13 protein-coding genes and 1 tRNA gene are annotated in these 13,185 nt (G+C 48.6%); 13 read left to right on the top strand and 1 reads right to left on the bottom strand.

What is annotated here, in order from left to right; translation table 11 throughout:
* Window positions 1-8: 8 nt before the first annotated feature.
* From HMPREF0650_RS02530 to HMPREF0650_RS02515, 4 genes are all read left to right on the top strand, one after another.
* Entirely contained in the window at window positions 9-2,231 is a 2,223-nt protein-coding gene (locus tag HMPREF0650_RS02530; protein WP_004348145.1) for a S8 family serine peptidase, read from the top strand.
* Window positions 2,228-2,551 (top strand): nitrous oxide-stimulated promoter family protein, encoded by a 324-nt coding sequence (locus HMPREF0650_RS12595; RefSeq protein WP_004348143.1) that lies wholly within the window; start codon window positions 2,228-2,230, stop codon window positions 2,549-2,551. Before HMPREF0650_RS02530 ends, HMPREF0650_RS12595 begins: the two co-directional genes overlap by 4 nt.
* Before the next feature lie 105 nt (window positions 2,552-2,656).
* Window positions 2,657-3,145: a flavodoxin FldA gene (fldA, locus tag HMPREF0650_RS02520; RefSeq protein ID WP_004348141.1), complete on the top strand. Its 489-nt coding sequence runs from the start codon at window positions 2,657-2,659 to the stop codon at window positions 3,143-3,145.
* A 39-nt stretch (window positions 3,146-3,184) separates the two neighbouring features.
* On the top strand, window positions 3,185-3,586 hold the full coding sequence (locus HMPREF0650_RS02515; protein ID WP_004348140.1) for a DUF2023 family protein: 402 nt from the start codon (window positions 3,185-3,187) through the stop codon (window positions 3,584-3,586).
* 124 nt (window positions 3,587-3,710) lie between these two features.
* Here the strand turns inward: HMPREF0650_RS02515 and HMPREF0650_RS02510 are convergent, their stop codons facing one another.
* The gene (locus tag HMPREF0650_RS02510) at window positions 3,711-4,007 is read right to left on the bottom strand and encodes a hypothetical protein (protein ID WP_004348139.1); all 297 of its coding nucleotides are present in this window, start codon (window positions 4,005-4,007) and stop codon (window positions 3,711-3,713) included.
* Window positions 4,008-4,446: 439 nt separating this feature from the next.
* Here HMPREF0650_RS02510 and HMPREF0650_RS02505 point away from each other — a divergent pair.
* The 9 genes from HMPREF0650_RS02505 to HMPREF0650_RS02465 all read left to right on the top strand — a co-directional run bounded on the left by HMPREF0650_RS02505 (window position 4,447) and on the right by HMPREF0650_RS02465 (window position 12,948).
* Window positions 4,447-4,520 (top strand) — tRNA-Thr (locus tag HMPREF0650_RS02505).
* Between the two features lie 191 nt (window positions 4,521-4,711).
* Window positions 4,712-5,167: a nucleoside 2-deoxyribosyltransferase gene (locus tag HMPREF0650_RS02500; protein ID WP_050774828.1), complete on the top strand. Its 456-nt coding sequence runs from the start codon at window positions 4,712-4,714 to the stop codon at window positions 5,165-5,167.
* A 126-nt stretch (window positions 5,168-5,293) separates the two neighbouring features.
* Window positions 5,294-5,848, top strand: coding sequence for a DUF4199 domain-containing protein (locus HMPREF0650_RS02495; RefSeq protein WP_245543445.1), 555 nt, complete (start codon window positions 5,294-5,296; stop codon window positions 5,846-5,848).
* Between the two features lie 196 nt (window positions 5,849-6,044).
* Window positions 6,045-7,007, top strand: a complete 963-nt coding sequence (locus tag HMPREF0650_RS02490) for a glycosyltransferase family 2 protein (RefSeq protein ID WP_040562179.1) — start codon at window positions 6,045-6,047, stop codon at window positions 7,005-7,007.
* A complete protein-coding gene (locus tag HMPREF0650_RS02485) occupies window positions 6,995-7,474 on the top strand; it encodes a DUF6452 family protein (protein WP_004348135.1) in 480 nt (159 codons plus the stop codon). The genes HMPREF0650_RS02490 and HMPREF0650_RS02485 overlap by 13 nt, the downstream gene beginning before the upstream one ends.
* A gap of 28 nt (window positions 7,475-7,502) precedes the next feature.
* Entirely contained in the window at window positions 7,503-8,117 is a 615-nt protein-coding gene (locus tag HMPREF0650_RS02480) for a DUF6048 family protein (protein WP_004348134.1), read from the top strand.
* 214 nt (window positions 8,118-8,331) lie between these two features.
* The gene (locus HMPREF0650_RS02475) at window positions 8,332-9,345 is read left to right on the top strand and encodes an FAD:protein FMN transferase (RefSeq protein ID WP_040562209.1); all 1,014 of its coding nucleotides are present in this window, start codon (window positions 8,332-8,334) and stop codon (window positions 9,343-9,345) included.
* Entirely contained in the window at window positions 9,342-10,001 is a 660-nt protein-coding gene (locus HMPREF0650_RS02470) for a Crp/Fnr family transcriptional regulator (RefSeq protein ID WP_004348132.1), read from the top strand. The genes HMPREF0650_RS02475 and HMPREF0650_RS02470 overlap by 4 nt, the downstream gene beginning before the upstream one ends.
* Window positions 10,002-10,035: 34 nt before the next feature.
* Window positions 10,036-12,948 carry a hypothetical protein gene (locus HMPREF0650_RS02465; RefSeq protein ID WP_004348130.1) on the top strand — a complete coding sequence of 971 codons (2,913 nt, stop codon included), beginning with the start codon at window positions 10,036-10,038 and terminating at the stop codon, window positions 12,946-12,948.
* Window positions 12,949-13,185: the final 237 nt, after the last annotated feature.

The following is a 13,185-nucleotide window of genomic DNA, read 5'->3' as shown; positions in this document are numbered from 1 at the left end:
TGCAAACAATGAAGAAATACCTGTTCATCCTATCTATATATATATGGTGTGCGGCCTCCCTGTATGGCCAGCGTACCGATTATGCGAAGATGTCTTCGCTGGTCAGGCAACTGGCTATTGAGCAGACGCAGCAACGACATCAAGCCGTGAGGAAATTGCCATCACCCCTGAACAGGCCTCGTGTCAAGCAGCCAGAACTATGTGCCTTTGTTCGAGTGACAAGTGATGCCCCACGCATTTTTCAAGAGAATGACTGTCGACCCTTGGCTCAATTCGGTGACATCTACATCGTGAGCGTGCCGTTGCAGCGGTTGGGACACCTGTCATCACACAAGCAGGTGCAGCGCATCGAGGCTGGTCGAGGCAACGCCACACAGATGGATTCAGTGGCTTTTTGGCTCAACGCCACCCCAGTCTATCAGGGAGCAGACCCACTGCCCCATGCCTTTACGGGGAAAGATGTGGTGGTAGGCGTGCAAGATGTTGGCTTCGACCTGACCCACCCCAACTTCTACGATTCAACAGCGACCCACTATCGCATCAAGCGTTTTTGGGATCAGTTGTCTGCCGACACCCTGGGCAGCACGCTCTACGTGGGTGCTGCCTATGAAGGATGTGACGCTTTGCTGGCCTACCAGCACTCGCGTGACGGACGGATACAAACACACGGCACCCATACGCTGGGCATTGCGGCCGGAAGCGGTTACGACAGTCCGTATCGGGGCATGGCCTATGAAAGCGACATCTGCCTGGTGAGCAATGCCGTGTCAGACGATGAGCAGTTCATCGACTCGGCTGATTACTATAAATATACCTATGCCACCGACGCCCTTGGCTTTAAGTACATCATGGACTATGCCCGAGAACGCAACCTACCCTGCGTCATTTCGTTCAGCGAAGGTTCCAATCAAGACTTCCATGGCGATGACCAACTCTACTACGCCATTCTGGACAGTTTGTCAGGACCTGGCCGTATCATCGTAGCGTCTGCCGGAAACGAGGGAGCCAAGAAGTCGTTTTTCCGCAAACCAATAGGGAAAAAATCGGCCGGTACGTTCGTTTCCGACAGCAGAAACTCACTTTATTTCACGCTGAAATCAACCCAACCCTTCACACTCCGCCTGACCAGCTATGGCCAGAACACCGAAACGCTGACCATACCGACAAAGCAAGTGTTGGCCTGTGCTGACTCGCTCTTCACCGACACCGTCACACTGGGCGGCAAAACCTATCGCTTGCGCATCATGGGCTATGCGTCCAGCTACCATTCAACCGAAACCGCATACGATGTTTTGGTGAAGACGGATGACGAGGTGGGACTGTCCATTCCGCTTTCGTTCGAAGTAGTGGGGGCCGACTGTGAGATAGAAGCCTATCGCGGCAGTGGCAATTGGACCGACAACGCCTTGGCTCCGCAGCTCAACGCAGGCGAGCGAACACACAACATTCTCTCACCTGGCAGCGCACCGTCCGTGATATGCGTGGGTGCCTCATCCTACCGAACGGCCATCACCAACTACAAAGGCGAACGACGCGTGTACGATCAGGGCACACATGGACAACGAGGCGAATACAGTTCGGTAGGTCCTACCTACGACGGACGCATGAAACCTGATGTATTGGCACCCGGCACCAACATCATCTCATCATACAGCAGCTATTACCTGGAAACCAATCCCAGCGCCTTTGACGTGCAGTCTGACGTTGCCCATTTCAACTTCAAGGGTCGGCTGTACGCTTGGAACAGCAATTCAGGCACCTCCATGTCGACCCCTGTCGTTGCGGGTGCCATCGCCCTGTGGCTACAAGCCAAGCCTACGCTGACGAGAGAAGAGATTATGAACGTACTGGCGCACACCTGTTCGCATACCGACCCGTCACTCACCTACCCCAACAACAAGTATGGCTACGGACAGATAGATGTCTACAAAGGTCTATTATATATATTAGGTGTAAGTGGCATCAAGACCATCACGCAGCATCAACCCAGGGGAATCCGTTTTTCCGTACAGCATGATGGCTTGGTACAAATGCGGTTACACGATGTGGCTTCTCATCATTTCTCGGTATCGGTATACGCCGTATCAGGCGGGTTGGTAAAACGAATTTCCTTTCCAGCAGGTCAAACCTCCTATTCGTTGGACTTATCTACCTTGCCAAAAGGCGTGTATGTGGTGCAGGTAAACAGCCACGCAGCATCCATGACCGGCTCAACACTCATCCGACGATGACGAAGATAGAACGCGACCAAGAAACCATCCGGTTGATGATAGACCTCTATTGTCGGCATCGCCTACGTTTAAATGAGGTACCCGAAGCGTACAGGCAGTTGGGCGATTATGCCTGTGAACGACTGCAACGATGTAAGTTTGGCGAGCAAAAGCCCGCATGTAAAGACTGTCCCGTGCATTGTTACAGACCCGAGATGCGCCAAAAGGTTCGTGAGGTGATGCGCTGGGCAGGCCCTCGCATGGTATTCTATGCACCGATAGCCACTTGTCGACATTTGATACAAATTCTTCGCTTTTCGTTTCAAAAACATCCCCAATAATAGGTATTTTGTAAAAACCATTATTTTTAGGTATTGTCGGGTCATCAAATTGTTCATACCTTTGCATCGAACAAAAGTAAAAACGTAAAATTAAATAGAACAATCATGAAACCAACAGTAGTTATATATGGCTCATCGACAGGAACCTGTCAGGCCATCGCAGAGAAGATAGCCAAGAAATTGGGTGTTGAAGCCGTTGACGTAACCGACCTCACAGCTGATATTGTAAACAACAACGACAATCTTATTCTCGGAACATCCACTTGGGGTTCTGGCGACATGCAGGACGATTGGTACGAAGGAGTTGAGGTACTTAAAGGCGCAGGCCTGTCAGGAAAGACGGTAGCCCTGTTTGGATGCGGCGACTGCGAATCTTACGGTGACACATTTTGCAGCGGTATGTCTGAGCTATATCAAGCCGTTGAAGGTGCCAACATCATAGGTGCCGTATCAACCGATGGATACACCTTTGATGACAGTGATGCCGTGGTGGATGGAAAGTTCGTTGGATTGGCACTTGACGACCTCAACGAAGAGGACAAGACCGATGAACGCATCGACGCATGGATTAACGACATCAAGGGAAGTCTGTAAACGTGATGAAGAAACCATAACCCCGTTGGCCCGAAAAGCATGAAAACCGCAGAAACCATACCAGGAGAGTTGAAGGTGCTCATGAACCATATCTATGAGTACAAGAAGGGAGTGCGACAAATGGTGCTCTATACCTTCAACAAAAAATACGAGGAATTTGCGGTGAACCGTTTGGAGAACCAAAACATCGACTATTTCATTCAGCCGGCGGGTAACCATACGCTGAATCTGTTTTTTGGCAGAGCAGCTTGCATCGACGCCGTTCGCCACATGATTGACAAACCGCTCAACAAGCTGACACCCGAAGAGGATTTCATCCTGGGTGCCATGTTAGGCTACGACATTCGCCTGCAATGCGAACGGTATTGTCAACGCAAATGTAAAAAATGTAATGGGACGTGCGCCGGGTGCGACACCGCTATCAAGCATGAAACCTCATAAAATATAAAATAAACTTTTTTTAGATCTTGTTCGCTAAATAAAGTATTCATAATGTTTTTGTATAATATGTCAAAGCTGCCTGTGAAGGTGGCTTTTTCAATTTCATGCGGCATCGCAAACCGGCTCAACAGCCAGAGCCGTCAATGCGACAGCTGGTGGGTTCAGGCCTTCCCGACTTCAGTCCGGCTTCTTCAGGGTTCAGCGTCACCGTTCCATCTTCCAAAACGAAACACGGAATGCCCGCATATCCTTTTTTCTTAGCCTCGTCAAAGACTGGATTGTTGTCGCGTAGGCGCAAAAACTCTTTCAACAGCGATACATGCTCACCGATGTCAATCACCTGATACCTGCTGTCACCTTCCACCTGTTTGTCAACTGCCACGCAATCGGGACACGACTTCATACCATAAATCTTAATCATACCGTCACTTTTTTATTTCATCAAATCATTTTCAAAACCACCTTCAGCACTTGCTGAAAGAGGTTTGCTTACCATGCAAATATAAGTTTTTTATCTTACAAAAACAAACAAATAACATAAAGAATAAAGCCTAAAATCCAAAGTCATGGAGATTGGACGGCAAAGTCATAGAGTTTGGAGGTCAAAGTCATTGAGATTGGAGGGTAAAGGCATTGAGATTGGAAAGCAACACTTTTGCAAACGTAATTGTATATGGAAATTGAACCTACCTCAACATATTTTTTGCACATTTCTTGTGTCAATCAATTCTTTTTCTTACCTTTGCAACCGCTAAGAAACGGGCAAGTCTTTTACGGCCAGCTCCCTTTGAATCCCCCAGGGTGGGAACGCAGCAAGGGTATTAGGTTGTAGCGGCGCGATAAGAGTAGCTTGCCCACCCGCCTCTTTAGCTCAGTTGGCCAGAGCACGTGATTTGTAATCTCGGGGTCGTTGGTTCGAATCCGACAAGAGGCTCACTTATTTCAGAAATCAACGAGGGTGTATCAGAATGATGATACACCCTCTTTTGTTTTGGGGCAGATGATGCTGACGCCAGCAAAAAATGTGACCACGAATGCTTGGTTTACTTGATAAAGGTAAGCGCGCAATGGCAATCTTTCATTCCTTTTTATTATATTTGCACAGGCGACCTATATCAATCAAACATGAAGAAAATCTATTTTGCAGGTTCCATCCGAGGCGGGCGTGAGGATGCCAACCTCTACAAACAAATCATCGAGTACATCCAAAGAAGTCACAAAGTTCTCACCGAACACATCGGCAACCGCTCACTGTCTACCACCAGTAAGGGTCGTGAAGCGGATGAAAAAATCTACCTTCAGGACACAGAGTGGTTGAGGGGCTGCGACTTGGTCATTGCCGAATGTACCTCACCCTCCTTGGGCGTGGGATATGAATTGGCATACGCAGAACGTCATCACAAGCCCTGTTTCATCCTTTACGACAAGAGTCGTACACACCTATCGGCCATGCTCACGGGCAACAAGTATTATCACATTTTTGCTTACGAACGCCCCGAAGAGGTGTTTGACATACTGGATAAGATATTAGGAAACACGTCAACAGATGCCTTGTCAAACAATCATCGTCAAACAACATGAACCCTGCGAACGACAATGCTCGCACTTTTGCTGACTATTACGGCATAGATATTGGAAATTTTTAACGTCTATACCGTGGAACCGCCTATAAAATCTCTCGTGTACGTACAATATATATGAGATAAAATGCGTACTTTTGCAGATAGTATGATTAACGTACCCTCACTGATTCAGCTTAAGGCGTTCGCCCGCATTGACGGACTTTGGCTGGCACTGTTATGGACAGCCAGTTTCATGAGTATGATGTACATGCCCAAGAGTGCATTGGGAGGCCTGCTGATGCTGGCCACGCCCCCTTTCATGCTATGGCGATTCATCAAGTTTCGCAACTATGCACTCGATGGTGTCATATCCTTTGCGCGAGGATTGACATACGGTTGCTACTGCATCTTCTACGCATCCCTGCTCTTTGCCTTGGTTCAAACAGCGTATTTCCAGTTCTTGGATGGCGGACATTTCGTTCAGATTATGCATCAAGCCCTACAGACCATGGAGGGCGTATATCAGCAAAACGGCGTTGACATCAAGCAAGCCATGGAGACAGTCGACCTCATGAGCACGCTGAAACCCATCGAACTGGCCTTTGTCTTCATGACGCAAAACCTCTTGCTTGGCGCCCTTCTGAGTGTCATCGTGGCCGCCATTGGCATGAAACGAGTGAAAAATCATACAAGAATATAAAGCATCAACGGCATCCGGCATGACAAATATCGGAAAGTCTTGATGCTAACGCCCACATGCTCTCACACGATAAAAAACAATTTATACATAACATCAAATCCAGCATCCGCTCCCACTTGCCCAAAGAGTCCTATCACAATGAGTGAACAGATGGACAACAGGATGGAAAGATGCTTGGTTATTTTTGCAGAATACTATGGACATATCCGTTGTCATCCCTCTTTTCAACGAGGAAGAATCACTACCCGAACTGTACGCTTGGATTGAGCGTGTCATGCAACAAAACGCCTATTCGTACGAAGTTATCTTCGTAAACGATGGTTCTACCGACGACTCTTGGAACGTCATCCAACGCCTTGCCAGTCAGTCAGAGCATGTGCGAGGCATCTGCTTTCGCCGTAATTACGGAAAGAGTCCGGCACTTTACTGCGGATTCAAGGAGGCCCAAGGCAACGTGGTCATCACCATGGATGCCGACTTGCAAGACTCTCCAGACGAAATTCCTGAACTGTACCGCATGATTACCGTGGATGGCTACGACTTGGTATCGGGTTATAAGCAAAAACGTTACGACCCATTGAGCAAGACACTTCCTACCAAACTCTTCAACGCCACGGCCCGCAAGATTAGCGGCATCAAGAACTTGCACGACTTCAACTGTGGACTGAAGGCCTACAGGCGGGAAGTTGTGAAGAACATTGAGGTGTATGGCGAGATGCATCGCTACATTCCCTACCTGGCAAAGAGTGCTGGTTTCGATAAAATTGGTGAGAAGGTGGTACATCACCAGGCGCGAAAATACGGTACATCCAAGTTTGGTTTCAACCGATTCTTCAACGGTTACCTCGACCTCATCACCCTTTGGTTCTTGTCAAACTTCGGCAAAAAGCCGATGCATGTTTTCGGTTTCCTCGGTTCGCTGATGTTTTTGGTGGGATTGATTGCCGTGATTATCCTCGGAGCAGAGAAGGTTTACGCCCTGTCGAACGGCATTCCGATGCGTTTGATCACCGACTCGCCCTACTTTTTCATCGCCCTTACCACCATGCTCATCGGTACCCAACTGTTCTTAGCGGGCTTCTTAGGCGACCTCATCAGCCGCTCTAACCCCGGCAGGAACGATTACCAGATAGAAAAGACCATACGATGCGAAAAATAATTGACATTATTTTGATGGTGCTGGCCATCACCTCGTGCTCTACAATCGATTGTCCGCTGAACAACACGGTGACCACTTCGTACAAGCTCAAAGGTGATGTGGCCAAACTGCAAGACACGCTTACCATCACCACTCCACGCACTACGAACGGTGATACGGTGCTGCTGAACAAGGCAATCGGCATCGACAGCTTCCTACTGCCTATGAGTTATACGCAACCCGAGGACATTCTTTACTTCAAGATGACCACTCAGCAGAACAAAAGTTTCATCGATACGCTGCGCATTACCAAGGAAGATCATCCACATTTCGAGTCGGTTGACTGTCCACCGGCTTTCTTCCATCAAATTAAGCGTGTGGATTACACCAAACATACCATCGACTCTGTGGTCATACACAATGAAAACGTGAACTACGATGCTACAAAAGCACATTTCTATATCTATTTCAAGAGCTATCTGCATTAGCCTCTTGCTCGTGACACAAGTGGCCGTTATGGCACAAAGGCACAAGGCCATCGTCATCCAACCCAAGGATACGCTGTCCTTTTTCAGACACGTTGCCGTTTCTGGAGACCTGGTGGGACTCGCACAAATGCAGTTTTCCGACTACGGACAGTATGAAGTAGCCGCAAGAGTAAGCCTGCGCAACAAATACTTCCCCATTGTCGAATTGGGTTATGGTCAAGCCGACAGCGAGGATCCGAGCACGCACTTGCATTACACTTCGAAAGCTCCATACGGAAGAATAGGCGTTGACTTCAACATGATGAAGAACAAAAACGACGACTATCGCCTGTATGTTGGCGTGCGATATGGTTACAGCAAGTTCAAATACTCGGTAACACATCCGGGCCTTCAAGACCCCGTTTGGAAGACACAGATTCCCTTTGACCTGACAGACATCGACAACCAGTTTCATTGGATGGAAGGGGTTGTAGGTGTAGATGCCAAAATCTGGGGACCTTTCCGTTTGGGATGGAGCGTTCGTTACAAGCGACGTCTTGCCAATACCAAGAACGAAGCGGGTCATCCTTGGTACGTTCCGGGCTTTGGAAAGTACAGTGGAACGCCCCTGGGTGGAACATTCAACGTAATTATTGAATGGTAGACAAGGGATGACCTGCATGCCTCTTCCATCATCTTCCAAGGCAATGAAGAGCGAATAAGCGGCACTGGCCGAAAGAATGACAAGTTAGTTTGAACTTAATGACAGTATAAGTATGAATGATAGGCAAAGCAATTCACACGAAATAAACAAAGAGCAGCGGGATCGCAGCAACGCTCCACTTGACGAACAGCGTAAGATTGTCCCTTCCAACCCATTGCGTTGGAAGAAGTTGCTCAAGCTGTTTTTCCTCCTTTTCCTCATCGTTGGGTCGGTCATCATCATCCGTCAACAGCAGAGTATGCCGTACCAACACAACTCAGGACAAGTCTTCGGTACCACATACAATATTACTTATCAGTCGAACAAAGACCTGCACAAAGAGATATTGGCGCAACTACACAAGGTAGACATGACCTTCTCGACCTTTGAAGAACAGTCAATCATCTCAAAAATCAACCGCAACATCCCCGTTCAGCTCAACCAAATGTTCGTCGAAGTGTTCGACTTAGCCAAGCAAGTGTCGAAAGATACCAACGGAGCCTTCGACATTACCGTGGCTCCTTTGGTGAATGCATGGGGATTTGGCTTCAAGTCTGGCATACAACCCACCAAGCAAGTCATAGACAGTTTGCTGGCTCTCACAGGTTATGACAAAGTATCTGTCATGGGAAGTACCGTAAAGAAGCAAGATTCACGCATCATGCTCGACTGCTCGGGCATTGCCAAAGGCTACGGATGCGATGCTGTTGCCCAACTATTGCGGTCGAAAGACGTGAAGAATTTCATGGTGGAGATTGGGGGTGAGGTCATCACCAGCGGCAACAGCGACAAGCGATTGCCGTGGAAGATTGGCGTCACCAAGCCGACAGACGACTCCACTCAGACGAACAACGAACTGCAAACGGTGCTCAATGTCACCGACAAGGCCATGGCGACCAGCGGCAATTACCGCCGATTCTACTACAAGAACGGCAAGAAATACGCACATACTATCGACCCAAAGACAGGTTATCCCGTACAGCACAACATCCTCTCGGCCACCGTCCTGGCCAACACATGTGCCAAAGCTGACGCATACGCCACGGCATTCATGGTGTTAGGACTGGATAAGACAAAAGAAGTACTGCAACGAGATCCTGACCTGATGGTCTATCTGATATACACCAACGCCGACGGACGCTATGATGTTTGGTTCTCACCCTCGCTGAAAAACAAGATCAGCAAATGACCTCCTACGACAAACTCCTCACCCTTCCCCTCTTCCAAGGGCTCAGTCAGCAAGATTTATGGGCCATGGCGGAAAGCATTCCTTTTGCTTTCCTGCAACATCAGGCAGGGGATGTGATGGTGAGAGAGGACAGTCCATGCCACCAGTTGACCTTCTTGCTGGATGGAACGATGAGCGTTACGACACACGCCGATGACCATGGCTACACGCTGACGGAACCTCTGAGGGCGCCACAGGTCATCGAACCAGAACATCTCTTTGGCCTCAACCAACATTTCATGCGTACCTACACGGCCAAAACGCCTTGCAACACGATGTCCATCAGCAAGGCCCACGTCGTACAACTCACCAACCAACTCATCGTGTTCCGCCTCAATTTGCTGAACATCATCTCCACCCAAAGCCAACGCATGCAGCGACAGCCATGGCATCCTCAACCTACTGACCTCCGTCAACGCATCATCCACTTCTTCAAAGACCGCTCACTGCGACCCGCAGGAGAAAAGGTTTTCAAAATCAAGATGGTGAGATTGGCCGCCGAACTCAACGCCAGTCGCCTGGATATATCCATTGCTTTGAACGCTATGCAGGCCGATGGTCTGGTAAAACTCACCAGAGGACACATCACAGTGCCGGCACTGGAGCGACTAACCTAACGGACAACCGAACAAAAATATAATTCAATCATATATGAACCTGAAAAGATCAACTCTCCTATGCTGGGCTTTGTTGCTGTTATGCACACAAGCCTTACCACAGACAGCACACCACAAGAAAGAACGCAACGTTGACATCTACGGTCGTGTGGTCGACTCGTTCACCCATCTCTGCGTGCTTGATGCCAAGATTACCATCATGAATTCCGACAGCGTGATGGTGGACACCTGCCGAACCGTCACATGGAATAAAGAAGCCATACACCCCGATGCCTACTTCTACCTACGAAAGAAGTTGAGCGAAGACACCTACATCTTCAAGATAGAGCACCCCGATTACCAAACTACCTACATCAACCACGAACTACTTTTCAAAGGTAGACAGAGCAGCATTGCCTTGGATGACATGCCCATCCAGCGCAAACGCATGGAAGACAAAGAGCATACGCTGGACGAAGTGGTGGTGAAAAGCACCAAAATCAAGATGGTGATGAAAGGCGACACCTTGGTCTTCAACGCCGAAGCCTTTAACCTTCCACAGGGAAGTATGCTCGACGCACTGATTAGGCAGCTGCCGGGAGCCACACTCAACAGCCACGGAGAGATTTTCATCAATGGCCGAAAATTAGATTATCTGACGCTCAACGGAAAAGATTTCTTCAAGAAAGACAACAAAACACTGATAGAAAACCTGCCCAGCTACACCGTGAAAGACTTGCAGGTGTTTGAGAAAAGCACCGAAAAGAGCAAGGCTTTGGGCGTGGACGTTGAGAAGAAAGACTACGTTATGGACATCCAACTGAAGAAAGAGTATGAGAAAAACTTCATCGCCAACGCCGACATAGCCGGAGGTACCAACAGCCGATACGCCACGAAGCTCTTCGGTCTGTATTTCAACCCACGGCTACAGATGTCTGTCTTCGCCAACCTCAATAACGTGAACGAAGACCGCAAGCCCGGAGAGAAAGGCGACTGGGACCCAACTAAGATGCCCAATGGACAGATAACGCAGAAGACCGTGGGGCTGAACCTTTCTACCAGCAACGACAAAAACACCATCACGGACAACGTGTCAACCAGTGTTTCCTGGCAAAACAGCCACAATGTGAGCCAAACAGCCACCGAATCGTTCCTCAACACGGGCAACAACAGCTATTCAAGAAGCGTGTCAGACAGTAGATCGAAAGACTTCGAGACCCAGCTCCAACACCAATTTCAGATGAGTAAACCCTTCTGGCTACGTGTTGAGAACGCCCTCACTTACCGCAAAAGTGACAACTGGAGCAACCTACGTGCAGGCTCTTTCAAACAAGACCCAGCACCCTGGGGCGACACTCAAGCCGTTCTTGATACCTTGTTCACCACGCCATGGAGCCGTCGGGTGCAAGACGCAGCCCTCAACAGACAGCAAAATCAAAGTCTTGGAGAAGGTTATTCGTTCCAAACATCCAATCGCCTATATGGTTCCTACCCATTGAAATCGGGAGACAACATCTTCTTCCAAGGTTCTTTCAACTATAACAACACCAAACGAACGGCATTCGAACAATATCGATTAGAATATCTCCAGAGTGCGACAGCCAAAGATCAACGCGACAGATACGATGACACGCCCTCGCACAGCTACGAGTATTACGCATCCGTAAACTATAGATACCAACTTCCAAGTGGCTGGACTTTCCTTCCAGAATTCTCTTTCAATCAACAAATGAAATACACCAACAACTCAAAATACAGACTGGACCGACTGCAAGAGTGGCAACAGCAAGCACACGAATTGGGAACCCTGCCCTCGTCACGCGATGCTCTTCGGCGAGCATTGGACACCAACAACAGTTACCAAGGATATTTGAAGACACAGATACAGGAATTGTCTTTGAACATCACCTACCGTAAAGAAAGTGGCAAGAACTCATTCTATATGGGTCTCTACATCCCCGTTCAACACGAAAAACAACGTCTGGACTACAGGAGTACGGCTCTCAACACCAACATCAGTCAACAGACATGGAAGACATCATATAACCTGAACATGGGCGCCACCTACAATCAATACAGCATCTGGGCTTATGGCCACATGAGAATCCACATGCCTGACCTGTATTCGAAAATCGACAGGCGCGACGACTCTAACCCCTTGGCGATCTCGTTGGGCAACCCAAACCTCAAAAACACCACGACCTACTTTACCATAATTCACTTTGCTGACCAACACAACAGGCGATACAAGTGGCCAACTTTGGATTTTACGCTCAATGTGGAACAAAACGCCGTGGCCAACGGCTTCACCTTCAACCCTACAACGGGCGTTTACACCTACAAACCGCAGAATGTGAAAGGCAACTGGGATGGCACGGCAGGCATCTATTACAACTGCCCGTTGGACAGTGCTAAATACTTCACACTGGAAAATAAATTGAAATACAGCTACAATCGCAACGTAGACCTCACGGCTGTGGAGGGACATACCGAGAGCGTACTGAGCAAGGTGAACAACCACTGGACGCGAAACGAACTCTCGCTGAACTACCAAAAAGAAGGTGCCACCTGCAGTTTGGTAGGCTCTTTGGGCTGGCGCAACGTCAACAGCAAGCGGGAAAACTTCCACACCATCAACGCTTACGATTTCAACTACGGCATCGTGGGATCTTATCATTTCGGCTTCGGACTGGAAACGGGCATGGATCTGAAGATGTTCAGCCGCAGAGGATACGACGACCCGTCGTTCAACACCGATGATTGGGTGTGCAACGCCTACCTCAGTCAGTCGTTCTGCAAGGGAAAGTTAAGCGCAAAACTCGAAGCCTACGACCTTTTCCAGCAACTGAAGAACGTGTCGTACGAGGTCAATGGACAAGGCAAGACCGAGACACGCTTCAACACCATTCCCCATTACGTCATGCTGCACCTGATGTACAAACTGAACATCAGCGGAAAGAAAAAATAAGCTTCGACAAGCAATGGCGCATCCGTAAAAAGTCTAAGGATGGCTGGTAAGAAACCTATAGAATAACGACAAAAACGGAAGCCGGCCCGGCACACACGCCAATCTCATTGACTTTGACCTCCAATCTCATTGAGTTTGGGCATCAATCTCAATGAGTTTGGGCATCAATCTCAATGAGATTGGAAAAACGCCCCATAGCGGTGCCTCAACCCATGGATGCGTGTCTAATATTCGTTA

Source organism: Hoylesella buccalis ATCC 35310 (genome assembly GCF_000177075.1).
Taxonomy (GTDB): domain Bacteria; phylum Bacteroidota; class Bacteroidia; order Bacteroidales; family Bacteroidaceae; genus Prevotella; species Prevotella buccalis.
Note: the sequence above shows the minus strand (reverse complement) of the source record. Positions and strands in the feature narration are given on the sequence as shown.

Coding starts and splice junctions, on each gene's coding strand:
- HMPREF0650_RS02515 (WP_004348140.1), top strand. CDS start 3,185: ATGAAAACCGCAGAAACCATACCAGGAGAGTTGAAGGTGCTCATGAAC.
- HMPREF0650_RS02510 (WP_004348139.1), bottom strand. CDS start 4,007: ATGATTAAGATTTATGGTATGAAGTCGTGTCCCGATTGCGTGGCAGTT.
- HMPREF0650_RS02495 (WP_245543445.1), top strand. CDS start 5,294: ATGCGTACTTTTGCAGATAGTATGATTAACGTACCCTCACTGATTCAG.
- HMPREF0650_RS02490 (WP_040562179.1), top strand. CDS start 6,045: ATGGACATATCCGTTGTCATCCCTCTTTTCAACGAGGAAGAATCACTA.
- HMPREF0650_RS02465 (WP_004348130.1), top strand. CDS start 10,036: ATGAACCTGAAAAGATCAACTCTCCTATGCTGGGCTTTGTTGCTGTTA.
- HMPREF0650_RS12595 (WP_004348143.1), top strand. CDS start 2,228: ATGACGAAGATAGAACGCGACCAAGAAACCATCCGGTTGATGATAGAC.
- fldA (WP_004348141.1), top strand. CDS start 2,657: ATGAAACCAACAGTAGTTATATATGGCTCATCGACAGGAACCTGTCAG.
- HMPREF0650_RS02480 (WP_004348134.1), top strand. CDS start 7,503: ATGGCACAAAGGCACAAGGCCATCGTCATCCAACCCAAGGATACGCTG.
- HMPREF0650_RS02530 (WP_004348145.1), top strand. CDS start 9: ATGAAGAAATACCTGTTCATCCTATCTATATATATATGGTGTGCGGCC.
- HMPREF0650_RS02500 (WP_050774828.1), top strand. CDS start 4,712: ATGAAGAAAATCTATTTTGCAGGTTCCATCCGAGGCGGGCGTGAGGAT.
- HMPREF0650_RS02485 (WP_004348135.1), top strand. CDS start 6,995: ATGCGAAAAATAATTGACATTATTTTGATGGTGCTGGCCATCACCTCG.
- HMPREF0650_RS02470 (WP_004348132.1), top strand. CDS start 9,342: ATGACCTCCTACGACAAACTCCTCACCCTTCCCCTCTTCCAAGGGCTC.